Here is a 25,631-nt window from a genome sequence, read left to right on the forward strand (position 1 = left end):
GGAGAGCACGATGTCCGAACATACCGACGAACGCATTCAGGTTACCCGCGATGGCGAAGTGGCCATCATCACCCTCAACAATGCTGAGCGCCGTAATGCGATGGGGCGCCAGATGCGCCTGGCGTTGCGCGACACCGTGCATCGGCTCATGGTCGCCGACCCTGAGTCCCGGGCTGTGGTGCTGACAGGCGCTGGCGGGCAATTCAGTGCCGGCGCTGACATTTCCGAGATGACCAAGCGCACCGTACTGCAGAGCCGAGAGATCCTTGCAGAGTCCTGCGAAGTGGTGCGCGACCTGCTCGGTGGCCCCAAGCCTGTTGTGGTGGCAGTGGAAGGCGTGGCATTCGGCGCCGGCCTGTCGCTGGCCGTGGCGAGCGATTACCTGGTAGCGGCATCGAACGCACGGTTCTGCGCCGCCTTCCTGCGTATAGGGCTGATTCCTGACACCGGCGTGTTGTGGACCCTTCAAAACAGGGTGGGGCCCGCCAAGGCGCGCGAGCTGCTGTCGTTGGCGCGAGAAATTGACGGCGTCGAAGCCGGGCGCATTGGCTTGGCCAATCAAGTGGTCGAGCCAGGACAGGCGCTGAGCGTAGCCATCGAGTACGCCAAGTCTTTGGCCAAATTACCCCCGCTGGGCGTGGCCTTGACCAAGACCGCGTTGACGTTTTCAGCAGACGAGATGGACGCTGCGTTACGCGCCGAAATCGACTATCAGCCGTTGTTGCGTCAGTCGCGCGATCACCTGGAGGCGGCTAATGCCTTCCTCGAAAAGCGCGCCCCTGTATTTACCGGCCAATAAGGAACCTGTGATGACTCAACACAGCGAAATCGTCCAGGTCGAGCATCGGGGCGGGGTGGCAATTGTCACCATGAACTACCCGGAGCGTCGCAACGCCTTCTCACTGAAGATGCGTTTGGCACTGCTGGAGACGTTTCACCGGCTTCATCATCAGGACGACACTTGCCGCGCCATCGTGCTGACCGGTGCAGGTGAACACTTCTGTGCCGGAGGTGACCTTTCGGAGATGACCACCGCTCCGTCTTCGTTGCTGGACATGCGTGAGCGCATCAGCATCGGGGTCCGGCTATTCCGTCTGATTTTCACCGGCGACAAGCCTGTGGTGGCAGCTGTTGAAGGCAACTGCATGGGGGCTGGACTGTCGCTCGCCGCGGCCTGCGACCTGACCGTCGGGAGTGAGTCGGCCAAGCTGGCTTGCTCTTTCGTCAAGGTGGGTTTGTTGCCCGATACGGGGCTGTTGTGGACCCTGCCGCAGAAAGTCGGTGCCGGCAAGGCCCGCCAGTTGATGCTCAGCGCCGAACCGTTCGACGGCGTCAAAGCTGGCGAACTGGGGCTGTTCAATCAGGTGGTGGCGCCGGGGCAGGCCCTGGAGGCAGCGGTGCAGCGTGCCCAGAAGCTGGCTCAACTGCCACCTGTGACATTGGCGTTGCTCAAAGCTTCGCTGGTGCGTGGGGGTGACAGCGTGGAGGCCGCCTGGCGCCGTGAGGTCGACCTCAACCCGCTGACGCGCCAGACCCAGGATCACCAGGAAGCCGTTGCGGCCTTCATGGAAAAACGTCAACCGACTTTCAGCGGGAATTGAAGCATGTACGCAAACGACCTTTTGGCTGGCAAGAAAATCCTCATCACCGGCGGCGGCACGGGGCTGGGCAAGAGTATTGGCAAGCGCTACCTGGAGCTGGGCGCTGAGTTGGTGATCGCCGGGCGCCGCAAGGAAGTGCTTGAAGCGACTGCCGAAGAGTTCCGCGCTGCACTGCCGGGGGCACGTGTCGCCACCGTGCAAGCTGATGTGCGTGACGCCGAATCGGTCGAAGCCATGATGGAAGAGGTATGGCGCAGTGGCCCGTTGGATGTGTTGCTGTGCAACGCCGCCGCCAACTTCATCGCGCGCACCGAAACCTTGTCGCCGCGAGCAGTAGATGCGGTCTTGGACATTGTCCTGCACGGCAGCTTCTATTGTGCGATTGCAGCTGGCAAGCGCTGGATTGCTGAAGGGCGCCCGGGCAATGTGATCAGTACGGTGTCCACGCCAACCATGACGGGGTCGGCCTTCACCGCGCCCAGCGCAGCGGCCAAAGCTGGCGTGCTGGCCATGACCCGCAGCCTGGCCGTGGAGTGGGGGCCCAAGGGCATTCGTCTGAACTGCGTAGCACCGGGCCTGTTCCCCACCCCAGGTGCCTGGGAGCAGCTCTATCCGCCAGGTTCGCAGGTGGAGCCGCAGGAAAAGAGCGTGCCTTTGCGGCGCTTTGGCGATCACCGTGAGCTGGCTGACCTCTACAGCTACCTGGCTTGCGATGGTTCGTCCTACATCACGGGCGAAATGGTGGTGATTGATGGCGGGCGCTGGATGCAAGGGGTTGGCGGGCCCAGCTTCCGTGCCATGCAGGACTGGAATGAAGAGCAATGGCAAGCGATGCGCGGCCAGGGGCGCAGCTGACATGGCCGGGCCACTTTCCGGAATCAAGGTTGTCGAGCTTGCCGGCATCGGCCCAGGTCCGATGTGCGCCATGTTGTTGGCAGACCTGGGCGCAACGGTAATCCGCGTCGATCGTAAACAGCCGGCCAAGCTCGGTATCGAGCGTCCGCTGCAGTACAACACCCTGCTGCGCAACCGCTACGCGGTCGCCGTCGACCTCAAGGACCCGGCCGGGGTGGAGACAGTACTGCAATTGGTGGAACAAGCCGACGCACTGATCGAGGGTTTCCGCCCTGGGGTGACCGAACGCTTGGGCCTGGGCCCGGATGACTGCCTGGCGCGCAACCCACGCCTGGTGTACGGCCGGATGACCGGCTGGGGCCAGGACGGCCCGCTGGCCAAATATGCTGGGCATGACCTCAATTATCTGGCCTTGACCGGTATCCTCGATGCCATTGGTCGTGAAGGGCAACCGCCGAGCATCCCGTTGAATCTGGTGGGGGACTACGCGGGAGGGTCGCTGTATCTCGCGCTCGGTCTGCTGGCTGGCATCCTGGAGGCGCGTGGCTCGGGTAAAGGGCAGGTGGTTGATGCAGCCATCGTCGATGGGGCTGCACACTTGGCGAGCACCTTCTTTGGCATGCTGGCTGCTGGCATGTGGAAAGAGGGGCGGGGCACCAACATTACTGACAGTGGGTCACCGTTCTACGACTGCTACCTGTGTTCCGATGACAAGTTCATCAGCGTTGGCCCGATCGAAAGCAAGTTCTATGACGAGTTGCTGCGGCTGATGGACCTGGACCCGCAGCTCTTGGGCGATCAGATGGATCGCGAGGCGTGGGCCAATGCCAAGAAGGTGCTCGCCGCACGTTTCCGTACCCGAAGCCGTGATGAATGGGTGGCGGTGCTCGAGGCCAGCGATGCTTGTGCCACCGGCGTGCTGACGTTCTCTGAAGCCGCAGGGCACCCGCACTTGCGCGCCAGGGGCACGTTCATCGTGGTCGACGGTGTGACTCAACCTGCGCCAGCGCCCCGTTTTTCCCGCAGTGTGCCAGTTACGCCTTTCGCACCGCAGCCCATCACGCCAGCCAATACCGACGCCGCGTTGTCCGCCTGGTTCACCCCGGAGCGGGTTGAGCAATTGCGTGCCACCGGCATCATCGACTGAGGAAACCCCTATGGATTTGCGATTTACACCGGAAGAACTGGCTTTTCGCGATGAGGTCAGGGCTTTTCTGAAAACGGCAGTGCCGGCGTCGATTCGGCGCAAGGTTGAATATGGCCAGCGACTCTCGAAAGCAGAAATGGTCAGCTGGGTGCGAATCCTCAACGCCAAGGGCTGGGCCTGTCCGGCTTGGGCGCCCGAGTGGGGCGGCCAGGCCTGGAGTGCCACCCAGCACTACATCTTCAAGGAAGAGCTGCACATGGCGCCCGCGCCGGAGCCGATCTCTTTCAACATGAACATGATCGGCCCGGTTTTGATTGCATTCGGGACGCAAGCGCAGAAGGAACATTTCCTGCCGCGTGTGGCGAACATGGACTACTGGTTCTGCCAAGGGTTTTCCGAGCCTGGTTCAGGATCGGACCTTGCCTCATTGCGTACCAGCGCCGTACGTGAGGGTGATCACTATGTCCTCAATGGCCAGAAACTCTGGACCTCCACGGCCCATCATGCTGATTGGTGCTTCATGCTGGTGCGCACTGACGCTACGGCAAAGAAACAGCAGGGCATCAGTTTCCTGCTCCTGGACATGAAGACGCCTGGCATTTCAATTCGCCCGATTGTCACCCTCGATGGCCACCACGAAACCAACGAAATGTTCCTGGATAACGTTCGGGTTCCGGTGGCCAACCTGATTGGCGAGGAAAACCGCGGTTGGGATGTCGCCAAGTTCCTGCTCGGTAGTGAGCGCGGCGGCATCGCCCGGGTCGGCCTGTCGAAATTCCGCGTAAGACGGGCCAAGCAACTGGCTCGCAGCGTGGCCACGGGCGCAAGCGTTCTGGCGGACCAACCACGCTTTCGCGAACGGGTCGCGGCCTTGGAGGTTGAACTCAAGGCCCTGGAAATGACCCAGATGCGCGTTATTGCCGACAGCGAGAAGTACGGGCACACCCCAGACCCGCGCAGTTCGATCCTGAAAATGAAAGGCTCGCAACTGCAACAGGCGGCGACTGAGCTGTTGATGGAGGTGGCAGGCTACAACGCGATTGAGTACGACCAGGCGTTCGTGGTGGGTGAGCGCGAGGTACAGCATGACGATGATTGGGCGCGCACCATCGCGCCAAATTACTACTGGGTGCGCCATGTCTCCATTGTCGGGGGCTCCAACGAAATCCAGCACAACATCCTGGCCAAAACTCTGCTCGGACTCTAAGCATGAATTTCGATTTCAATGAAGAACAGCGCATGCTCAAGGACGCGGTCGACCGCCTGGTCGGCGACCGTTATGGCTTCGAGCAACGCGGTCGCTATCTGGACACGAAGGAAGGCTGGAGCCGGGAGCTGTGGGCTCGCTACGCCGACTTGGGCTTGCTGGGTCTGCCGTTTACCGAGGCCGATGGTGGCTTTGACGGTGGTCCAGCTGAAACCATGATTGTCATGGAAGCGGTGGGCCGCGGACTGTTGCTTGAGCCTTACCTGGCCAGCGTGGTGCTCGCCGGTGGGTTGTTGGCCAGTGCTGGCGATGCGCAGCAGCGGGCCGAGATCCTCCCACCCCTGATCGCCGGCGAGCGTCTGTTGGCTTTTGCCCACAGCGAAGCCCAGGCACGTTACGACTTGGCAGATGTCGCTACGCGGGCGCGCCGCGAGGGTGACCATTGGGTGCTTGATGGCTGCAAACGCTTTGTGTTGCATGGCGACTGTGCAGACCAGTTGATTATCTCCGCCCGCACCAGCGGTGAACGCCGGGACGCCGATGGCATCGCGCTCTTCATCGTTGATGCCAAAACCGCAGGTGTTAGCCGCCGGGGTTACCAGACCCAGGATCGCCTTCGCGCTGCGGACATTACGCTTGATGGCGTGCGCCTGCCGCTGGCGGCGCTGCTGGGATCATCACGGCAGGCCTTGCCGCTGATCGAACAGGCGGTGGATCGCGCCGTGGCTGCGTTGTGCGCCGAGGCGGTCGGGGCCATGCAGCAGGCTTTCGACATGACGGTCGAGTACCTCAAGGTTCGCAAGCAGTTTGGGGTGTTGATCGGCTCGTTCCAGGCGCTGCAGCACAGCGCCGTGGACATGTTGGTAATGATCGAGCAGGCGCGCAGCATGGCCTATTACGCCAGCATGATGGTGAACGATGGCGACGCCCTTGAGCGTCGCCGTGCCATCGCTGCGGCCAAAGTGCAGATCAACCGTTCGGCACGCTTCGTGGCGCAACAGGCTGTGCAGTTGCACGGTGGAATCGGCGTCACCGAGGAATGTCAGGTGGGTCATTACATGCGCCGCCTGTCCATGATCGAAATACTGTTCGGCGATGCCGACCACCATTTGGCGCAACTGGCTAGCGATGGCGGCCTGATCGCCGCAGACGCTTGAATCGACGAGAGAACGCTATGAAACATGACGCAAACGATCCGTACCGTGAACTGCGTGACTCCCTGCGAGGCCTGTGTGGCGAATTTCCTGATGAATACTGGCGTCAGATCGACCATGCGCGGGTCTACCCTGAAGCGTTCGTCGACGCACTGACCAAGGCGGGTTGGATGGCCGCTTTGATTCCCGAAGAATACGGTGGTTCGGGGCTAGGGCTGGCTGAAGCCTCGGTGATCATGGAGGAGATCAACCGCAATGGCGGCAACTCCGGGTTCTGCCATGGCCAGATGTACAACATGAATACCCTGTTGCGTAATGGTTCCGACGCACAGAAACGCAAGTATCTGCCCAAGATCGCCAGTGGCGAATTGCGCCTGCAGTCCATGGCCGTGACCGAGCCTACCACCGGCACCGATACCACCAAGCTACGTACCACAGCGGTCAAGAAGGGTGATCGTTACGTGGTCAACGGGCAAAAGGTATGGATTTCCCGCGTCCAGCACTCGGACATGATGATCCTGCTGGCGCGTACCACGCCGCTGGCCGATGTGAAGAAAAAGTCCGAAGGCCTGTCCTGCTTCCTGGTCGACCTGCACGACGCCATCGGCAAAGGCCTGGATGTCCGGCCTATTCCCAATATGGTCAACCACGAGACCAACGAGCTGTTCTTCGATAACCTCGAGATCCCGGAGGAGAACCTGATTGGCGAGGAAGGCCAAGGGTTCAAGTACATTCTCGACGGGCTCAACGCCGAGCGCACCCTTATCGCCGCCGAATGCATCGGTGATGGCTACTGGTTTGTCGACCGTGCGACCCGGTATGCCAATGACCGTGTGGTGTTCGACCGGCCAATCGGGAAAAACCAGGGCATCCAGTTCCCCATCGCTGAAGCCTACATGGATATTCGGGCTGCCGACCTGATGCGTTACCGCGCCTGCGAGCTGTTTGACGCACATCAGCCGTGCGGGGCCGAGGCCAACATGGCCAAGCACTTGGCGGCTACTTCATCCTGGAAAGCGGCCAACGCTTGCCTGCAAACCCATGGCGGCTTCGGCTTTGCCTGTGAATACGATGTAGAGCGCAAGTTCCGCGAGACTCGCCTTTATCAGGTGGCCCCGATCTCCACCAACCTGATCCTGTCCTATGTAGCCGAGCACATCCTCGGTTTGCCACGGTCGTTTTGAGGGAGCTGGCATGAGCTACGAGAGCATTCTCTATGAGGTCAAGGACCGCATCGCCACCATCACCATCAATCGGCCTGACCAGCTCAACAGCTGGAATGACCAGGTGGCGACCGAAGTGTATGACGCCATGCAGGCGGCGGGAGCGGACAAGGGTGTGCGCGTGATTGTCTTCACCGGAGCCGGCAAGGCATTTTGTGCGGGTGGTGACATCAACAGCTTCGGCGGTGACCCCAACGGCCTGATGACCAAGCTGCCGCGGCCCTTCGACATGCGCAAGCGAGCCGACTGGCAGACGCGGTGCTCTTACTACCCGGCCATCCCCAAACCGGTGATCGCCATGCTCAATGGCGCCACTGTTGGCATCGGCCTGATCCATGCGTTGTTCTGTGATATTCGTTTCGCTGCCGAAGACGCCACGATCACCACTGCGTTCGCCCGCCGTGGCCTTACCGCTGAGTACGGCATGGCCTGGATCCTGGAGCACCATGTTGGCCAGGCTCATGCGCTGGACCTGTTGCTGTCCGGCCGCAAGATCAAGGGCGTGGAAGCACAACGCATGGGCTTGGTAAACCTCGCGGTGCCGGCCGAGCAACTGGCTGAGCATACCTATGCCTACGCTCGCGACCTGGCTCAGAACTGCTCACCACGCTCGATGCGCGTGATGAAGCAGCAGTTGTGGGAGGTGCCGTTCCAGACCTGCCATGAGGCCGTCATGAGCGCTGGTCTGGACATGCCCATTGCCAATCAGGGGCCGGATTACAGGGAGGGTATCGCCAGCTTCATGGAAAAGCGCCCACCGCAGTTCCCTGACGACGAATGCTAAGCGTACAAGGCCCAGCGCACCCCCGGTGCGTAACGGCACAACTAACAACAAGAGGAATACGCAATGAGTGGAATGGTTGAAGGCAAAGTGGTTGTAGTCACCGGCGCAGGTAACGGCATCGGCCGCGCCATCGCGCTGGCCATGGCTGCCGAGGGTGCACGTGTCGTGGTCAATGACCTGGGTTCGTCCGTGCATGGCGAGGGCCAGGATGCAGGGCCGGCCCAGCGCGTGGTCGACGAAATCAAGGCCGCTGGCGGTGAGGCGGTTGCCAGCACCGACAGCGTGGCGGGTTGGGACTCGGCACACCGTATCGTGCAGACCGCCATGGACACCTTCGGCCGTATCGACACGGTGGTGAACAACGCCGGTATCCTGCGCGACCGCATGTTCCATAAAATGGACGAGCAGGAATGGCAAGCTGTGCTCAACGTGCACCTCAACGGCTCGTTCTTCATGGCACGCGCAGCCGCGCCGCACTTCCGCAGCCAAAGCTCGGGTTGCTATATCCACATGACGTCCAATACCGGTCTGGTAGGGAACATCGGGCAGGTCAACTACGCAGCGGCGAAGATGGGGATCGTCGGTATGTCCAAGGCCATTGCGCTGGACATGGCCAACTTCGGCGTGCGTTCCAATTGCATCTCACCAGCTGCCTGGAGCCGCATGATTGGCGCGGTGCCCACCGATACGCCAGAGAAAAAACTGCAAGCCGAGCGCATGGAACGCATGATGCATCCATCGCGCCAAGCGCCACTGGCTGTGTTCCTGGCATCCGACCAGGCCCAGGATGTTTCTGGGCAAATTTTCTACGTGCGCGCCAATGAAATCATGTTGGTCAGCCAGCCTCGCGTAACCCGTTCGGTGCACCGTGACAACGGTTGGACCCCGCGCGATGTCGCCGAGCACGCCATTCCGGCCTTGCGCTCGAGCTTCCTGCCATTGCACCAGACCCATGACGTCTACAGCTGGGAACCGATCTGAGCCCTACGCGACCGATCCCCATCGGCGCCGCCGGTGGGGCGAGCCTGAGACCCGACTACGAGCTAACCCTATGCTGAACTATGAACGCGTCAAGCACTGGCCCATTGAAGAGGTCACGCGCACGTACACGGAGCGCGACACCATCCTTTATGCGCTGGGTCTGGGAGTTGGTGGCGACCCGATGGATCCTGTCCATCTGCGGTTCACCTTTGAGGAAGGACTTCAGGCGGTGCCAACCTTGGCGGCGGCGATTGCCTGGCCAAAGCCATGGATGACCAACCCCGAGACCGGTGTCAATTACCTGAAACTGGTACACGGCGAGCAAGACACCCGCTGGTTCATGCCCATGCCAGTAAGCGGCACGGTCATCAGCCGCACCCAGGTCAATCGCATCTGTGACAAAGGCGAAGGCAAGGGCGCGATCGTCGAGCTGCTGCGCGATATCATCGACGCGGCCAGCGGCGAGCGCATTGCCCAGACGCGCCAGGTGTCGTTCTTGCGTGGCGATGGCGGCTATACCGCCCAAGGTGGCCGCAGCGATGAGCCGCCGCAAAGCCTGCCAGCCGTGCCTGACCGCGCTCCGGATTTCGAGTATGAATTGCTCTCGCCTGCGCAGGCTGCGCTGATCTACAGGCTGTCTGGCGATGCCAACCCGTTGCATGCCGACCCTGAAGTCGCCGCGCGTGCGGGTTTCAAGCAACCAATCCTGCATGGCCTGGCCACCTACGGCATGGCCGCGTTCGCTGCAATCAAACGCTGCGCTGAAGGCGACGCCAGGCGGCTGAAGCGCATTGCCGCCCGTTTTACCTCGCCTGTGTATCCTGGCGAAACGCTGCGCTTTCAGTTCTGGAATGGCGAGGGTAGCCAAGTCCATCTGCGCGCTCGTGTCGACAGCCGCGATACCGTTGTGCTGAACAACGGCGTGATCGAGCTCGCCTGAGGAGTATGAGTCGATGAACTTTCAGCAAAGCAGCGAAGAACTGGCGTTTCGCCTGGAAGTTCGTGCCTTCGTAGAGCGCGAGCTACCGGCCGATATCCGTGATCGGGTGTTGGACTTTCAGCACCTGGGGCGCGAGGATTACGTGCGTTGGCAGCGCATCTTGCAGCAACGGGGCTGGGGCGCGCCGGGCTGGCCGATAGCCTTTGGCGGTACCGGCTGGACGGCTGCGCAACGTAATATTTTCGATGAGGAGTGCTTCACGGCAGGTGCCCCCCGGCAAATGCCGTTCGGGTTGTCGATGGTGGCGCCGGTGCTGCAGAAATTTGGCACCCCGGAACAGCAAGCCCGGTTCCTTCCGCGCATCCTCGACATGAGCGACTGGTGGTGCCAGGGCTACTCCGAACCTGGTGCTGGCTCTGATCTGTCAGCGCTGCGCTGCCGCGCCGAAGTCAGTGGCGATGGGTACCGGGTCAATGGCCAGAAGATCTGGACCTCGTTCGCCCAGTGGGCAAACTGGATTTTCTGCCTGGTGCGTACCCATCATGAAGGCCGACAGCAGGAGGGCATCTCTTTCCTGCTGATCGACATGGCCAGCCCTGGTATCCAGGTACGCCCGATCAAGACGCTCGATGGCGGGCACGACGTCAACGAAGTGTTCTTCGATGATGTCTGGGTGCCCCGTGACAACCTGGTTGGCGAAGAGCACAAAGGCTGGGGAATCGCTAAATACCTGCTCGGGCATGAGCGCACCAACATCGCCGGTCTAGGCAACTGCAAGCGCTTCATGCGCCGACTGCGGGAGATCGCTGCCAGTAGCCAGAAGAAGGGCCGCCCGCTGCTTGAAGATGTTCGGTTTCGGGACAAGGTGGCCGCTATCGAGATGGAACTGCACGCCCATGAATGGTCACTGCTGCGTTTGATCGACCAGGAGGGCAAGGGCCAGGGCAAAGGGATTGAGGCTTCGCTGCTGAAAATCCGTGGGTCCGAGATACAGCAGCGGCTGACCGAGCTGATCATGGAGTGCGCAGGCCCTTACGCGGTGCCGTTCGTACCCCAGGCGCTGGAGGGTGATACGCAGGTCGATACTGCCAATGGGCAACTGCTCAATGCGTTGGCATCGCACTACCTGGACTGGCGCAAGATCTCGATCTACGGCGGCTCCACGGAAGTGCAGAAGAACATTATTGGCAAATTGACCCTTGGCTTGTGACCGGCGCTAACGCCCTGGAGGTTTTGCAATGGACTTCTCCCTCGATGAAGAGCAACAGATGCTCGCCGACATGGTCGCTCGCTTTGTCGAGCGTCAGTATGAGTTTGAGACCCGCCGCACCCTGGCCCAAAGCCCGCGAGGCTGGTCCGAGGACAACTGGTCGTCCTTGGCTGAAACGGGTCTGCTGGCCCTTGGCCTGGATGAGCAATATGGCGGTCTTGGTGCCGGCGCCGAAGAAACCCTGGTGGTGATGGAGGCCTTCGGTCGCGGACTGGTACTGGAACCCTTTCTCGCCACCGCGCTGGTGGGGGGGCCGTTGCTCCAGCGGGTGGGCAGCGCGCAGCATAAAGAGCGGTTGCTGCCTTTGCTGGCGCGCGGCGAGTGCCGCGTCAGCCTCGCTGCACTTGAGCCACAAAGCCGCTTTGACCTGGCGGATGTGACGTGCCAAGCCAGTGAAACGGGCACTGGCTATCGTTTGAACGGACGCAAGAGCGTGGTTTCACACGGTGACTCTGCCCACTGGTTGATCGTTTCGGCCAGAACCCGCGGGGTGCAGGACGACCATGATGGTATCAGCCTGTTCCTGGTTGAAGCAGGGTCGCCTGGTGTCAACGTGCGCAGCTTTGCGGGGCTGGATGGTCAGCGCGTTGCTGAAATAGAACTGTCCGACGTCAGCGTGAGCCGGGAGGCGCTGTTGGGCGTTGAGCACAAGGGGTTGGCGGATCTGGAGTGGGCAGCAGACCGAGCTTGCTTTGCCTTGTGCGCAGAAGCGGTTGGATGCATGGACCGCTTGATTGAGTTGACAGTCGAGTACTTGCAGACGCGCAAGCAATTCGGCAAACCCATTGGCAGTTTCCAGGCGTTGCAGCATCGTGTGGCAGAGATGCTTGGTCTGAGTGAGCAGGCGCGGTCCATTACCCATTATGCCGCCGCCAACCTCGACAATGCCCGTGCCGATGAGCGTGCGCGGGCGGTATCAGCGGCCAAGACACTGGTGGGGCGCGCGGGTAGGGTTATCGGGCAACAGGCCACCCAGTTGCATGGTGGCATGGGCATGACTGATGAACTGGCGGCCGGTTGGTACTTCAAGCGTCTGACCACGATCGATATGAGTTGGGGGGATAGCGATCACCACACCGAGCGATATGGTTCGCTGATGTAGCCGCGGCTGCGCCTTGTTCGTACGCACACATACACCGGGCCGCCTAGCGGCCCGGTTTGCGTTGGAGGTGAATTCGCAGGGTTTAGCGGAGCATCGCCAGACTCGCAGAGGGGGTGTTGCAGGTATAAGGCTGGGCATGACATGCCGCGATGCGTGCTCGCAGTTCCATCTGTCGAGCTTCGACGACAAAGTGGGCGACGATGACCAGTGCGAAAACCGACAGCGAAAGGCTCAAGGGTAAAGATAGCTTCATGTCGTTTATACCTGCTTCTGAGCAGTGTTATTGGAATGGGTAGCGCCTGTCCCTCGGTCAGGATGCGTGGTCCCTTGGAGGGCAGGTCAGGCGCTATCCGGATCTTGCCACAGCATCAAAGTAAACTGAACGCTGTTTGTAAATATAAATAGCATGTGTGCGCAGACCTGCCAGCAGCAGAAGACGAATGGTCGCGATGCGTGCTGTTCAACCGTATCAGAAGGTTTGACAACCCTCCGAACTTTGTTCAACATCATGAATAACGTTCGTATAGATGCGAGGTTGCGATGAAAGTTCTGGTAGCTGTGAAGCGTGTGGTCGACTACAACGTCAAGGTTCGCGTCAAAGCGGATAACTCGGGCGTCGACCTGGCCAACGTCAAGATGGCCCTGAACCCTTTTTGCGAAATTGCGGTAGAAGAAGCGGTTCGTCTGAAAGAAAAAGGGGTGGCCACTGAAGTCATCGTGGTCAGCGTGGGTTCAAATGTTGCGCAGGAACAATTGCGTACCGCGCTGGCCCTGGGTGCTGACCGGGCCATCCTGGTAGAGGCGGGCGACGACCTCGGCTCCCTGGCTATCGCCAAAGCGCTCAAGGCGGTGGTGGACAAGGAGCAGCCGCAGCTGGTGATCCTTGGCAAGCAAGCCATTGACAGTGACAACAACCAGACCGGTCAAATGCTGGCTGCGCTCAGCGGGTACCCTCAAGGCACCTTCGCTTCGAAGGTCGAGATCGCTGGCGACACACTCAACGTTACCCGCGAAATTGATGGCGGCCTGCAGACGGTGGCCCTGAAACTGCCAGCGATCGTTACCACCGACCTGCGCCTTAACGAGCCACGCTATGCCTCGCTGCCCAACATCATGAAGGCCAAGAAAAAACCACTGGAAACTGTAACGCCAGATGCACTGGGCGTGGCGCTGACGACAACCTTGCAGACTGTCAAGGTCGAGGCCCCTGCGGTACGCGGTGCGGGTATCAAGGTCAAGTCGGTGGCTGAACTGGTCGAGAAACTGAAAAACGAAGCGAAGGTAATCTGAATGACTATCCTGGTTATCGCTGAACATGAGAACGGCGCCGTAGCACCGGCCACCCTGAACACGGTTGCAGCTGCCGCCCAGATTGGTGGTGATGTGCACATACTGGTCGCAGGCCAGAACGTCGGTGGTGTCGCTGAAAGCGCTGCCACGATTGCTGACGTGGCCAAGGTCCTGGTTGCCGACCATCCTGCCTACGCCCACCGGCTGCCTGAAAATCTTGCGCCGCTTGTCGTCGAGCTGGCGGCAGCGTACAGCCATGTGCTCGCCCCGGCGACCACCAACGGCAAGAACGTGTTGCCCCGTGTCGCAGCGCTGCTGGACGTAGACCAGATCTCTGAAATCACCGCGGTCGTATCGGCCGACACCTTCCAGCGCCCGGTGTATGCGGGTAACGCCATCGCGACCGTGCAGTCGAGCGCCGCAGTGAAGGTGATCACCGTGCGCAGCACTGGGTTTGATGCAGTGGCCGGGCAGGGCGGTCGTGCCAGTGTTGAAATCGTCAATGCTGTGCATGATGCAGGCACTTCTACCTTCCTTGAAGAAACATTGGCCAAGTCCGATCGCCCCGAACTGACCGCAGCAAAAATCGTCGTTTCTGGCGGCCGCGGTATGGGCAACGGCGACAACTTCAAGCACCTCTACAGCCTCGCCGATACACTCGGCGCTGCGGTGGGTGCATCGCGTGCTGCAGTCGATGCGGGTTTTGTACCTAATGACATGCAGGTGGGCCAAACCGGCAAGATCGTCGCGCCGCAGCTGTACATCGCCGTAGGCATCTCAGGTGCCATTCAGCACCTGGCCGGCATGAAAGATTCCAAGGTGATTGTCGCGATCAACAAAGACGAAGAGGCGCCGATTTTCCAGGTGGCTGATTACGGCCTGGTCGCTGACCTGTTCGAGGCTGTACCGGAGTTGACCGCAAGCCTAAAGTGATGAACCCGGGCGTCGCAGGATTTCAGTAAACTGTGTACGCCCCTTCAGGTGGGGCAGATCCCTGCACCTTGCACGGTTGCCAGGCTGCCCACCCAGGCCTCATCAGCAAAAGAGATAATAATGAAGACACTCGGTGAGTTGCTGGAACGCAACGCGCGCCTGTTTCCCCATCAAGAGGCGGTGGTCTACGACGATCGCCGCATCACCTATGTGCAATTGCTGGAACGTGCCCGGAGATTGTCATCTGCACTTTATGCGCGCGGCATGCGCCATCAAGACCGCGTCGCGGTCCTGGCGATGAATTGCAACGAGTATTTCGACGTATACGGCGCGTGCCAGCTGACCGGTTACATCTGCGCAACTGTCAATTTTCGGCTTGCTGCCCCTGAGATCGAATACATCCTGCAGGACAGCGCCCCCCGGGTATTGGTATTTGAAGACCAATACGCCGATGTGATCGACGGGCTGCGGCCGCAATTGAAGTCTGTTGAACACTATCTGTGCATAGGTACTGCCTGCCCGCCCTGGGCGCAGCCTTATGAGGTGGTGATGGCCGAGGCGGATACCGCCGGCGCCCCGTTGCGCGCGACGGCTGAGGATATCGTCCATCTGGTCTACACCAGTGGCACCACGGGACGCCCCAAAGGTGCGGCGCGTAGCCAGCGTGGCGACCTTGCATTGGCGCAGAATCAGGCCGAGGTCATGGATGTGCGCATCAACGGCCGTGTCTTGGTGATGATGCCCATGTTCCATGCTGGCGGTATTTCAATGATGCTGTCGGAGTTCTGGCATGCTGGCTGCGTCGTGCTGCACCGCAAGTTCGATGCCCGCGAGGTGCTACGAACCATAGAGCGCGAGCGTGTAGTCACCGTGCACATGGCACCGACCATCGTGCAACAGGTGCTGGACCTGCCGGACATCCGCGATTACGACTTGTCCAGCCTGGAAACCATCCTGTATGCCGCTGCCCCGATGCCTGTGGCTGTGCTGCGTCGCGGTGTCGAGCTGCTCGGGCCGATCTTCGTCAACTCCTGGGGTATGACTGAAACCAGCGGTACCGTCTTGCCCCGTCATCTCCACAAGCTAGAAGGTAACGAGGATGACCTGCGACGGCTGGGCTCAATAGGCCAGGCCATGGCCTATTGCGACATCCGCATTGTCGATGACCACGAGCAGGATTGCCCCGACGGTACTCCTGGCGAGATCTGGATCCGCTCGCCTGCCAACCTGGCTTACTACTGGAACAACAACGCAGCCACGTTGGACGCGCTGCGCGATGGCTGGTTGCGCACAGGGGATATGGCCTGGCGTGACGAGCAAGGCTTTTTGTACTTGGTCGACCGCAAGAAGGACATGATCATTTCCGGCGGTGAGAATATCTATTGCCAGGAAGTCGAGCAGGCGCTGATGTTCCATCCGCAGGTTGGCGACGCTGCAGTCATCGGCGTTGCACATGAAAAGTGGGGGGAGACCGTAAAGGCTATCGTGGTCCTCAAGGACGGTGCCGAGTTAACCGCCGATGAGCTCATCGAGTACTCCGGTACGCGCATCGCGCGTTACAAGCGGCCCACCAGCGTGGATTTCGTGGCCGAACTCCCGCGCTTGCCCAGTGGCAAGGTCAATAAAATTGCGCTGCGGCAGTTGTTTTCTGCATAACTAGCTGAGGCTGCGCTACCGTTGGAGCTCCCCCGGCGGTAGTCCCGGTCACCCGACGTGGGCACGGGCTGGGGCTGCGATCTGTCTACCCGTTGGGTAGTGCTCGAGCATGAAATCGACGAACGCGTGGATCTTGCTCGACGCCCTCCGGCCTTGCGGGTATAGCAGCTCCATGGTCGGCGCAGTCATGGCCCAGTCCGGGAGCACCTGGCAAAGCGCGCCACTGCGCAAGTGCTCCTCCAGATAAAACCCCATGCCTTGCATGATGCCCTGCCCATCGAGCGCCGCCTCGATCTGGATGCACCCTTGGGTGATGGACAGGCTGCACGGCAGGTCCAGTGTCTTGCGATGCCCATGCTGCTCGAAAGCCCATGGGTGCATGCGACCGGTCCTGGTGTTTCTATAGCTGATGCAGGCATGTTCAAGCAGGTCTTCTGGAACTTGCGGCATCTTGCACGTCGCAAGGTACCGAGGCGAGGCGACCGTGAGCAGCGGGGTATGGCCAAGCTGACGGGCGATCATGCTCGAGTCGCCTAATGGGCCGAGGCGCAGGATCACATCGTGTTGGCTTTCGACCGTGTCGTAAAGCTGCTCGGAGTCTGAAAAGTCGAGTTGGATATCCGGGTAGCGGCTGCGAAACAGCGAAAGTAAAGGCACCACCAGGTACTGGCTGATGATGCTTGGCGCATCGACCCGTAGCCGCCCACGGGGCTGCACGTGCGAGCCGGCCAGCAAAGACTCGACGTCGGCGATCTCGTCATGCAGATGGCGGCAATGCGCATAGTAGATCGTACCTTCATCGGTGAGGTTGATGCGCCGTGTGGTACGGTTCAGCAGCCGCACCGCCAAGGTGCGCTCAAGGTTGCTCAGATGGGTGGAAACCATCGAGGGGGAAAGGCCCAATGCAGTTGCTGCACTGCTGAGGCTGCCGTGATCGACGACAGCCATGAAAACTTCCATGCAGCGCAGCTTGTCCAAATCCCTCTCCCGCCTAAGCAAACTGCATGGATTCTAACAGGACAATCCTTGAGTACGGCTAGTGGCCGAGCGTCTGTTCAATAATTGCGAATTCATCGGACAAGGATTCAGGCACGCTGTACTGACTGATATCGCTGATCTGCTGGAAGTGTTCGGCCAGCAGTTCTGCGCTCACCGGATTGTCTCGTGGGCCCGCCCAGCCTTTCGATAGCCCGATAAAGGCGCGGGCATAGCGACCCAGCGCTGCAGAGTAGATCGCCCGTGTGCTGGAGCAGGCCTCGCTCGCGAGGTAGACCACTAACGGGGTAACGAACTCGGGCAGGTAGGAAGTGCCCAGTTTCTCACCCAAAGCGGCATATTGCGCGGTGAACGCAGCGAGCTGCTTTGGGTCCATCGCGGCCTCCATACGACTTGTGGCGACCGGCAACAAGGCGTTGCACTGTATACCGTGTGCGCGACCTTCCAGCGCAAGTACATTCATGATACCCAGCAGCCCGGCTTTGGCGGCGGCATAAGCGGCCTGCTGAGGGTTACCGAACGCAGCGGCGGCAGAGGACGTGAAGACTACCCGGCCATAACCGTGCTTTTTCATGACTTTGTATGCGGGCTGGGTGACGTAGACAGCGCCTTTGAGGTGGACATCGATGATCGAGTCGAGGGTGTCGTCATCGATGTCCTCGAAGCAAGCGTTACGCAGGTGACCGGCATTATTGATAACGATATCGACCTTGCCGAAATGATCCAGTGCCATTTGCACGATGTTCTCGCCACCGGCCCGGCTGGCCACCGAGTCGTAACTGGCGACAGCCGTGCCACCCGCAGTGCGAATTTCCTCAACTACCCGATCGGCCATGCCTGGCGAGCTACCTTGGCCATCGAAACGTCCCCCCAGGTCATTAACGACCACTGCGGCGCCTCTGGCCGCCAGCGCCATTGCAAAAGTACGGCCTAGCCCACCCCCGGCGCCGGTGACAATTGCGACCCGGTTGGTGAAGTCAATTGCAGTCATATGATCCTCACTTTTTATTGTTGTTTTCGGGCGTACGGCACCCGCGAGCTTGCGTAACTACTCAAAAACTGGAAGCAGGCAACCGGATTACCAGCCCGTCGAGTTCTGGGGTGACCATGATCTGGCAGCTCAGACGGCTGTGCTCTGTGACGTCCACCGCGCACGTCAACATGTCGTGTTCGTATGGTTGGGCGGCAGGCATGTGCTGGGCCCACTCCCGGTCCACGTAGCCATGGCAGGTGGCACAGCTGCAACTGCCGCCACAGTCCCCCAGGATGCCAGGCACCTGGTTGTTGACAGCAGCTTGCATGACCGAGAGGCCAACAGGGGCGTCTATCCGCTGCTCGCTGCCGTCCGGCTGGATGAAGGTGATTGTGGGCATGGCTATCCTCGTAGCGGGTTCAGGCGCGGGTCAGCAAGTCTTTGACGGGAATGGCGTCGTCAGCCAGGCGCAGAGGGTCGACATGGATACGCTCGCTGATCAGCCGTTTGGCCACCATGAATTCCGGCGCGCGGTTCACCGTATCGACGGCCAGGACCTGACCGTCTTTCAGGTAGAAGGCGGCGAAAGAGTCTGTTTCAGGTGCCCCGCGCAACACCAGTTGGTCATAGCCTTGGGACAGGCCGACCATTTTCAGCTTCAGCTGGTACTGGTCCGACCAGAACCACGGAACAGACGCATAGGCCTTGGGCTTGCCGCAAAGAGATGCGGCCACGCAGCGTGCTTGTTCCAGTGCGTTGGGCACCGACTCCAGGCGCAATCGCCTACCCAGGATTGGGTTGGGGTGGTTGGTGCAGTCGCCTGCTGCGTAGATGTTCGGGTCGCTGGTTTGACCGAACTCGTCCACGACAATGCCGTCGTCCACAGCCAGGCCTGCTTGCACTGCCAGCTCGACATTGGGCACAAGTCCGATGCCGACCACGACCAAGTCGGCTGGCACGCAGCTGCCGTCAGCGCACAGCACTGCCGTGACGACCCCACCGCAGGGCGTCAGCCGCACACCCTGCACTTGGCAGTTGGTACGAATATCCACACCCGCCTGGCGATGTCGCGACAAGTAAAAGGCCGACAGTTCCGGCGCAGTGACACGCGCCAGCACGCGCGGTAGCGCCTCCAGCACCGTGACCTGCAGGCCGACCTCTACGGCCACGGCAGCAACCTCAAGGCCAACGTAACCGCCGCCGATGACAACCAGGCGCTTTCCCGCTTCGAACTGTTGGCGAATTCGTTCGACGTCTTGGAGCGTACGCAGGTAATGGAAATTGTTGGCGTTTTGCGCCTGCTCTATCTGCGGTATCGGAAGGCGTCGAGGCCTGCCGCCTGTAGCCAGGATCAGACGGTCGTAGTGAATGGTCGTACCGCCTGCGAGCTCGATCGTGCAAGCGCTACGATCGATCGCACTGACTCGTGTGCCGCTGATGAACTCCACATCAGCCTGGTCGAAGGTCGTTTTGGGCTTTATCAGCAGGCTTTCAGTTGTGGCAGCCCCGCAAAGGTAGGCTTTGGACAGCGGCGGGCGATGATAGGGAAGGGTGGGCTCTTCGCCAATCAGAATGATGCGGCCTCGCCAGCCATTATCACGTAAATGAGTTGCCAACTCAGCGGCGGCATGCCCCGCACCGACGATGATGGCAGTGCCTGTAACAGCTTCAGTCATATCGACACCTTTGGTCAAAGCCCGCCAACAAAGGGCGGGGAAGTGAGCAAAGTATGCCTGTTAAATAGCAGAAGATTATTCAATTTTATTGAAAGATCCTGTCAGTCGTTCTGGATTTATTCCCTCTAGGCAGTTGCATAGAGTGGCCAAAACCGATCTTCAGGCAGCGGCTGTGAATGCTCAGTGCGTGACGTCGGGACAATAAATAAAGGCGGAGAAGCAACTGATGAGCGCAGTGAGCCCACTCGAGGAATTTGATGATCCATCCTTCGATCCCTTTCTGGAGGATGCCTTGGTGTTTGGCGAGCATATGGATCCTTATCCGAAGCTCGCCGGGTTGAGGCGTGAAGCTTCAGTGCTTCAGGGGGAATACCGCGTGCTTATGGGACTTGCTCCGGATGTCACCAGCCCCGCAGGCGCGATGCATTTTTGTGTGCTGGGCTATGACGAAGTAGCGCAGGTGCTGGGAGACCCGCAGACCTTCACCAATCACGCCTACACCTACAACCTGGGCATCAGCTTCGGGCGCAGTATTTCCACCATGGACGCTCCTGAGCATCCGCGATTTCGCAGAATTTTCCAGAAGGCGTTTCTGCCTCAGACGGTCGCTGCCTGGGGTGACGAACTGGTCGACCCCGTGGTGCATGAGCTCATGGAGGCGTTCGTTGATCGGGGCGAGGCGGACTTGGTGCAGGCATTCACCCTGCATTATCCCTTCCGGATCATTTATCGGCAGCTGGCGCTGCCGCCGCAAGATGTCGCCACCTTTCATAAGATGGCGATTGCGCAGACTGTCGTTGCCGTCGATGTGGCTCACGGCACGGAGGCGTCACGTAAGCTCGGCATCTATTTCAAAAACCTGGTCGCCGAGCGCCGGCGTAACCCCGGGAGTGATTTGGTCAGCGCTTTGGCCCACGCCGAGGTCGATGGTGAGCATCTGCCCGAGGATGTATTGATTTCCTTCCTGCGCCAGTTGGTCAACGCCGCGGGGGACACTACTTACCGTGCCACCAGCGTCTTGCTGAGCGCCTTGCTGCGTCATCCACAACAGCTAGAGGCAATCCGCCAGGACCGATCCTTGATCCCGCAGGCAATCGAGGAGGCCGTGCGCTGGGATGGTCCGGTATTGATGCAGTCCCGTTTTGCCAGCAAGACGGTCACGCTCGGGGGCGTAGAAATCCCTCAAGGTGCCTTCATCGATGTCATCGCCGGCTCCGCCAACCGCGATGAGCGCAAATTCCCCGATCCTGACCGCTTCGATATTTTCCGCAAGCCCCAACACCGTCACTTCGCGTTTGCCTTTGGCCCCCACGTCTGTATTGGCCAGCATCTGGCACGTGTCGAGATGACCCGCGCGCTCAATGCACTTCTGGACAAATTGCCCAACCTGCGGCTGGATCCGGACAAACCTGCCCCACAGATACGTGGCGCCATGATGCGGGTCCCGCACTCGATCCATGTGAAGTTCGGTTAAGCCTATGAACGACTACGACTACATCATCGTGGGTGCCGGCTCTGCGGGTTGCGTCCTGGCCGATCGACTGTCCGCCAGTGGGCTTCACCGGGTTCTGCTGATAGAAGCGGGGCCTGAGGATCGCAACCCCATGGTGCGGATGCCAAGAGGCTTTGGCAAGTTGCTCAACGACCCCACTCACGCCTGGCATCTGCCCGTGACGGTGGACCCCGCCAGTGGGCGCACCCAGGAGATATGGGCGCGCGGCAAGATGCTGGGTGGCTCAAGCGCCATAAATGGCATGGTGTATATGCGCGGGCACCCTGCGGACTATGACGAGTGGGCCGCTAATGGCGCCAGCGGATGGGGTTGGGAGACCATGGCCAAGGCGTTTCGCAGCATCGAGAAACACGCGTTGGGCGAGTCAGTACTTAGGGGCGGACAAGGCCCGCTGAAGGTCGGGCCTTATGCTCAGCGTTGCGAAGTGGGCGAGGCGGTGATACAGGCCTGTGAGAGCCTGGGCTTGCCCCGCAAGCTCGATATCAACGAACTGGACCACGAAGGTGTCGCCTACCTCACCTATACCCTGTCAGGGGGAGTGAGGCAGAGCGCTGCGCATGCGTTTCTCAAGCCGGCCCGAAAACGGCTCAATCTGAAGGTCTTGACCGATACCCAAGTACAGCGCGTCCTCTTCGAAGGGCAGCGGGCTGTCGGCGTCAGTGCACGCAACGGGAATGCAGAACCCTTTGAATACCGCGCGCGCCGGGAGGTAATCCTGTGTGCTGGCGCTTTGCAATCGCCTCGCTTGCTGCAGTTGTCTGGCATCGGCAACAGCAGCTTGCTGGGACGATTGGGGATACCCGTGATTGCGCACAGCCCCAATGTCGGACAGAACATGCGCGAGCACTTGCTGTGTTATCTGCAAACGCGCCTGAGCACTTGGCGCGGCAGCCAGAATCGAGAATTTTCAGGCGTGCGGCTGCTCAAGAACGTCATCCAGTATGGCCTCTCGCGGCGCGGCGTCATGGCGCTCGGGTCCTTCCCGGTCGGCGGTTTTTTCAAGACTCACCCGGATCTGGATCGTCCCGACGCTCAGCTGATGATGGCCCCTTACTCGATGGACTTTTCCTCACCGACTTACCGCTTCGAACCCCATCCGGGCATGCAGCTGTTCACCTACCCATTGCGTCCGCGTAGCCAGGGCAGCGTTACGATCGAATCTGCTGACCCTGCCCAGCCTGCGCGGATCGTCACCAACTACCTGGCCGATGAGTACGACCGGCAGGTATCGATTGGGGCTTTTCGAGTCATGCGCAAGGTCATTGCCAGCGCGCCCCTCAAGCCTCTGGTAACGGCCGAGACCTACCCCGGCGCGCAGGTGCAGAGCGACGAGCAGATTCTTGAAGAATTCCGCCAACGGGGGCAGTCGGGTTACCACGCTTGTGGCACCTGCGCGATGGGGGCGGATAGCGCCTCGGTACTGGATCCCAGGTTACGTGTCAGGGGTGTGCAGGGGCTGCGGGTAATGGACCTGTCGGTTATCCCGTCAATGGTTTCCGGCAATACCAATGGCCCGATGATGGCCATGGCATGGCGCGCAGCGGAGCTCATCCTGGAGGATGCTCGCTGAGCCCGCCTCCAGTATTGATCCTTCACTGAATTTCACGGCACATGAGAGAGGTAAGCCATGCAGCAGAACTTGGATCCGCGCGCTCAGGCGTTGGTGCAGCATGCGCTGGACCACGCGACCACTGCCAGCGGTGAGGTCGGGTTGCAGGTAGCAGCGTATCTGGACGGCAAATTGATCATCGACGCCTGGAGTGGCATTGCCGACCCGCGCAGCCGGCGCCCGGTGGACGGCGACACGCTGTTCAACGTCTACTCCGTAACCAAGGCCGTAGCGGTGACGGCCCTGCATATCCTGGCAGAGCGGGGGCATATCGAATACGACGCGTTGGTAAGCCGGTATTGGCCCGAGTACGCGGCCCAAGGTAAAGGGGCCACTACTGTGCGGGATGTGCTCACCCACAGGGCGTGTATTCCTCAGATGCCAGCGGGGGTTACGCCTGAGTTGATGTGCGACTGGGCCTGGATGACCGATGCTATTGCGCACTTGAAGCCGCTGGCAGAGCCTGGCAGCAAGACCCTTTACCTGTCCATGACGTTTGGCTGGATCGTCGGCGAACTGGTGCGTCGGGTGGACCCGGGGCAACGCTCGCTCGGCCGGTTCGTGCGCGAGGAAATCGCCATACCTTTGGGTATCGATGATCTGTGGATCGGTATTCCTGACGCTGTCGAGCACCGCGTTGCGACGCAGGTCAACGCCATGGTTGCCAGCCCCATCCAAGACCTGCCACCGCTGTTTCTGGCTTCGATGCCAGAACAGGTCGCGCTGGTGCCCGAGGTGTTCGAGCGGGCGGATGTGCGCCGGGCCGAGGTGGCAGGGGTGGGCGGTATTTTCAACGCGCGTTCACAGGCGCGTTTCTGGGCCTTGCTCGCCAATGGTGGCGTGCTGGATGGCGTGCGCTTGCTGTCAGCGCAGCGGGTGGCTTCGTTCAGCACACCCCGGGCCAACAGCCAGGAACCGGACGCTGTGATGTTTGGATTCCCTATTCCTATCACGGAAGGCGGTTTCTGGTTCGGCGGCGATCATCCACCAGTCGGCTGCGTGCACAACCCAAGAGCGATTTGCCACCCGGGGCAAGGTAATTCGATCGGCTGGGCTGACCCTGACCTGAACCTGGCGGTCGCCATTTGCCACAACCGACTGTTCAACCCTACATCTGTCGCACAAGACCCGCTCTTCCCTGTGGCGCAGGCGATTCGCCAAGCCGCCGCGCTGCTGCGTTGAAGTGATTAACCAGCCAGACAATACAACTACAAAGCTGTAAGCATCCGTGGAGGCCCCGATGATCCAACCTACAACATGGACCGTACCTGACCATGTCCCCGAAGACCGTGTGGTCGATTTTGATTTCATGAACCCGCCCAATGCAGTCAACGATGTTCACCTGGCCTGGAAAAAACTCCACGAAGGGCCGGATATCGTTTGGTCGCCGTACAACGGGGGGCACTGGATTGCCACGCGGGCCGATGACATCGAGGCCATTCAGAAAGACCATCAGCGGTTTTCTCATGCCCAGGTCAATGTACCGCCGAGCCAGGACCTGCCCCTGGTGCCCCTTGAGCTCGATCCGCCCGAGCACACCGGCTACCGTGCGCTGATTGCACCGGCATTTTTGCCACAAGCCATCGCCGAACTGGAAGATGACATTCGCGCCCTGACGGTTGAGCTGATCGAAGGCTTCGCGGAGAAGGGCGGATGCGAGTTCGTGAGTGAGTTCGCCAAGATGCTGCCCATCGTGATCTTTCTGCGACTGGTCAACTTGCCCCAGGAGGATCGACTGGAACTACTGGAAATGACCGAGTTGGCCGTACGTGGCAGCGTCGATGAACGACATCGCTCCCAGCAGATGCTCGCGGGCTACATCGGTAAGTGGATCGAGGCCAGGCGCCGTGACCCTGGCGCCGACTTGATAAGTCGGATCGTCAACGCAAAGGTCAATGGAGAGCCGATTGCACCTGAGCGTATGTTTGGCCTGCTCACCGTGGTGATATTCGGTGGCCTGGACACAGTTGCAGCAATGATGAGCTTCATTTGCCGTTTTCTGGCAGAGCATCCCGCCGAGCGCAAGCGCCTGGTAGAGCAACCAGCGCTCATTCTCACCGCAGTCGATGAATTGATAAGGCGACACGGCGTTACCAATACTGCGCGAGTGGTTGTAGAGGATGTGCAGTTCAACGGCGTGACGCTCAAGCAAGGCGACCAGATCCAGGTGCCAAATGCACTGTTCGGCCTTGATGAGCGGCGATTCAGCAATCCACTGATGGTGGACCTGGAGCGCAAGCCGGTTTTGCATGCTGCTTTCGGCAACGGCCCACACCGCTGCCCTGGCTCATTCCTGGCCCGCATGGAAATCAAGGTTTTCCTGCAGGAGTGGCTCAAGCGCATTCCTGACTTTGAAACTGTGCCTGCCGACCCACCTCGCTGCGCGTCGGGCATGGTCAACGGCCTGCTCTATCTGCCGCTGCGCTGGCAAGTGGCAGGAGGGAGGATGAAATGAAACAGTGGCAATGCATATTCTGTGGGCACAGCTATGACGAGGCTTTGGGTTGGCCTGATGACGGTATCGCCCCAGGCACCCGCTGGGAAGACGTGCCTGATGACTGGGTCTGCCCCGACTGCGGGGCCACCAAAAGCGATTACACCATGGTTGAGGTCTGATCGGAGGAGGGCACCGACACATCCCCTCCATTTCCCCTTTCGTATTGCACGGGGAGAAACCGGCAGTTGTTAATGCCAGGCCAATCCCCGCCCGCCTTGTTTGCA

At 60.3% G+C, this 25,631-nt stretch carries 24 protein-coding genes; 20 read left to right on the forward strand and 4 right to left on the reverse strand.

The window, feature by feature from the left end; genetic code table 11:
• Nucleotides 1-10 precede the first annotated feature (10 nt).
• From MRBLPB4O_RS11440 to MRBLPB4O_RS11510, 15 genes are all read left to right on the forward strand, one after another.
• Nucleotides 11-799: an enoyl-CoA hydratase-related protein gene (locus MRBLPB4O_RS11440; protein WP_341798497.1), complete on the forward strand. Its 789-nt coding sequence runs from the start codon at nucleotides 11-13 to the stop codon at nucleotides 797-799.
• 10 nt (nucleotides 800-809) lie between these two features.
• Nucleotides 810-1,601: an enoyl-CoA hydratase/isomerase family protein gene (locus MRBLPB4O_RS11445; RefSeq protein WP_341798498.1), complete on the forward strand. Its 792-nt coding sequence runs from the start codon at nucleotides 810-812 to the stop codon at nucleotides 1,599-1,601.
• 3 nt (nucleotides 1,602-1,604) lie between these two features.
• Nucleotides 1,605-2,456, forward strand: a complete 852-nt coding sequence (locus MRBLPB4O_RS11450; protein ID WP_341798499.1) for an SDR family oxidoreductase — start codon at nucleotides 1,605-1,607, stop codon at nucleotides 2,454-2,456.
• Between the two features lies 1 nt (nucleotide 2,457).
• On the forward strand, nucleotides 2,458-3,603 hold the full coding sequence (locus MRBLPB4O_RS11455) for a CaiB/BaiF CoA-transferase family protein (protein WP_341798500.1): 1,146 nt from the start codon (nucleotides 2,458-2,460) through the stop codon (nucleotides 3,601-3,603).
• 10 nt (nucleotides 3,604-3,613) lie between these two features.
• Entirely contained in the window at nucleotides 3,614-4,810 is a 1,197-nt protein-coding gene (locus tag MRBLPB4O_RS11460; protein WP_341798501.1) for an acyl-CoA dehydrogenase family protein, read from the forward strand.
• 2 nt (nucleotides 4,811-4,812) lie between these two features.
• The gene (locus tag MRBLPB4O_RS11465) at nucleotides 4,813-5,967 is read left to right on the forward strand and encodes an acyl-CoA dehydrogenase family protein (protein ID WP_341798502.1); all 1,155 of its coding nucleotides are present in this window, start codon (nucleotides 4,813-4,815) and stop codon (nucleotides 5,965-5,967) included.
• Between the two features lie 17 nt (nucleotides 5,968-5,984).
• Entirely contained in the window at nucleotides 5,985-7,148 is a 1,164-nt protein-coding gene (locus tag MRBLPB4O_RS11470; RefSeq protein ID WP_341798503.1) for an acyl-CoA dehydrogenase family protein, read from the forward strand.
• A 10-nt stretch (nucleotides 7,149-7,158) separates the two neighbouring features.
• Nucleotides 7,159-7,971 (forward strand): enoyl-CoA hydratase, encoded by an 813-nt coding sequence (locus MRBLPB4O_RS11475; RefSeq protein WP_341798504.1) that lies wholly within the window; start codon nucleotides 7,159-7,161, stop codon nucleotides 7,969-7,971.
• A 63-nt stretch (nucleotides 7,972-8,034) separates the two neighbouring features.
• Nucleotides 8,035-8,952 carry an SDR family NAD(P)-dependent oxidoreductase gene (locus MRBLPB4O_RS11480; RefSeq protein WP_341798505.1) on the forward strand — a complete coding sequence of 306 codons (918 nt, stop codon included), beginning with the start codon at nucleotides 8,035-8,037 and terminating at the stop codon, nucleotides 8,950-8,952.
• Nucleotides 8,953-9,022: 70 nt separating this feature from the next.
• Entirely contained in the window at nucleotides 9,023-9,892 is an 870-nt protein-coding gene (locus MRBLPB4O_RS11485) for a MaoC/PaaZ C-terminal domain-containing protein (RefSeq protein ID WP_341798506.1), read from the forward strand.
• 13 nt (nucleotides 9,893-9,905) lie between these two features.
• Nucleotides 9,906-11,102, forward strand: a complete 1,197-nt coding sequence (locus MRBLPB4O_RS11490) for an acyl-CoA dehydrogenase family protein (RefSeq protein ID WP_341798507.1) — start codon at nucleotides 9,906-9,908, stop codon at nucleotides 11,100-11,102.
• A gap of 28 nt (nucleotides 11,103-11,130) precedes the next feature.
• Nucleotides 11,131-12,264: an acyl-CoA dehydrogenase gene (locus MRBLPB4O_RS11495; protein WP_341798508.1), complete on the forward strand. Its 1,134-nt coding sequence runs from the start codon at nucleotides 11,131-11,133 to the stop codon at nucleotides 12,262-12,264.
• A gap of 540 nt (nucleotides 12,265-12,804) precedes the next feature.
• A complete protein-coding gene (locus tag MRBLPB4O_RS11500; protein WP_341798509.1) occupies nucleotides 12,805-13,554 on the forward strand; it encodes an electron transfer flavoprotein subunit beta/FixA family protein in 750 nt (249 codons plus the stop codon).
• Nucleotides 13,555-14,487: an FAD-binding protein gene (locus tag MRBLPB4O_RS11505; protein WP_341798510.1), complete on the forward strand. Its 933-nt coding sequence runs from the start codon at nucleotides 13,555-13,557 to the stop codon at nucleotides 14,485-14,487.
• A gap of 120 nt (nucleotides 14,488-14,607) precedes the next feature.
• Nucleotides 14,608-16,143: a long-chain fatty acid--CoA ligase gene (locus MRBLPB4O_RS11510; RefSeq protein WP_341798511.1), complete on the forward strand. Its 1,536-nt coding sequence runs from the start codon at nucleotides 14,608-14,610 to the stop codon at nucleotides 16,141-16,143.
• A gap of 48 nt (nucleotides 16,144-16,191) precedes the next feature.
• On the opposite strand, the gene MRBLPB4O_RS11515 is transcribed toward MRBLPB4O_RS11510, so the two are convergent.
• From MRBLPB4O_RS11515 to MRBLPB4O_RS11530, 4 genes are all read right to left on the reverse strand, one after another.
• Nucleotides 16,192-17,103, reverse strand: coding sequence for a LysR family transcriptional regulator (locus tag MRBLPB4O_RS11515; RefSeq protein ID WP_341798876.1), 912 nt, complete (start codon nucleotides 17,101-17,103; stop codon nucleotides 16,192-16,194).
• Nucleotides 17,104-17,179: 76 nt separating this feature from the next.
• Nucleotides 17,180-18,130 (reverse strand): SDR family NAD(P)-dependent oxidoreductase, encoded by a 951-nt coding sequence (locus MRBLPB4O_RS11520; protein WP_341798512.1) that lies wholly within the window; start codon nucleotides 18,128-18,130, stop codon nucleotides 17,180-17,182.
• A 61-nt stretch (nucleotides 18,131-18,191) separates the two neighbouring features.
• Nucleotides 18,192-18,512 (reverse strand): 2Fe-2S iron-sulfur cluster-binding protein, encoded by a 321-nt coding sequence (locus MRBLPB4O_RS11525; RefSeq protein WP_341798513.1) that lies wholly within the window; start codon nucleotides 18,510-18,512, stop codon nucleotides 18,192-18,194.
• A gap of 19 nt (nucleotides 18,513-18,531) precedes the next feature.
• A complete protein-coding gene (locus tag MRBLPB4O_RS11530) occupies nucleotides 18,532-19,788 on the reverse strand; it encodes an FAD-dependent oxidoreductase (RefSeq protein ID WP_341798514.1) in 1,257 nt (418 codons plus the stop codon).
• A 226-nt stretch (nucleotides 19,789-20,014) separates the two neighbouring features.
• Here MRBLPB4O_RS11530 and MRBLPB4O_RS11535 point away from each other — a divergent pair, with 226 nt between their 5' ends.
• Genes MRBLPB4O_RS11535 through MRBLPB4O_RS11555 form a run of 5 tightly spaced genes read left to right on the forward strand, consistent with a single transcriptional unit; the run spans nucleotide 20,015 to nucleotide 25,526 of the window.
• Nucleotides 20,015-21,262 carry a cytochrome P450 gene (locus MRBLPB4O_RS11535; RefSeq protein WP_341798515.1) on the forward strand — a complete coding sequence of 416 codons (1,248 nt, stop codon included), beginning with the start codon at nucleotides 20,015-20,017 and terminating at the stop codon, nucleotides 21,260-21,262.
• A gap of 4 nt (nucleotides 21,263-21,266) precedes the next feature.
• Complete coding sequence (locus MRBLPB4O_RS11540) at nucleotides 21,267-22,871, forward strand: GMC family oxidoreductase N-terminal domain-containing protein (RefSeq protein WP_341798516.1); 1,605 nt, start codon at nucleotides 21,267-21,269, stop codon at nucleotides 22,869-22,871.
• Nucleotides 22,872-22,928: 57 nt separating this feature from the next.
• The gene (locus MRBLPB4O_RS11545; protein WP_341798517.1) at nucleotides 22,929-24,092 is read left to right on the forward strand and encodes a serine hydrolase domain-containing protein; all 1,164 of its coding nucleotides are present in this window, start codon (nucleotides 22,929-22,931) and stop codon (nucleotides 24,090-24,092) included.
• Between the two features lie 58 nt (nucleotides 24,093-24,150).
• On the forward strand, nucleotides 24,151-25,365 hold the full coding sequence (locus MRBLPB4O_RS11550) for a cytochrome P450 (RefSeq protein ID WP_341798518.1): 1,215 nt from the start codon (nucleotides 24,151-24,153) through the stop codon (nucleotides 25,363-25,365).
• Nucleotides 25,362-25,526: a rubredoxin gene (locus MRBLPB4O_RS11555; protein ID WP_341798519.1), complete on the forward strand. Its 165-nt coding sequence runs from the start codon at nucleotides 25,362-25,364 to the stop codon at nucleotides 25,524-25,526. Before MRBLPB4O_RS11550 ends, MRBLPB4O_RS11555 begins: the two co-directional genes overlap by 4 nt.
• Nucleotides 25,527-25,631 lie beyond the last annotated feature (105 nt).

Source organism: Pseudomonas sp. LPB4.O (assembly GCF_038383825.1).
GTDB classification, from domain to species: Bacteria; Pseudomonadota; Gammaproteobacteria; order Pseudomonadales; family Pseudomonadaceae; genus Aquipseudomonas; species Aquipseudomonas putida.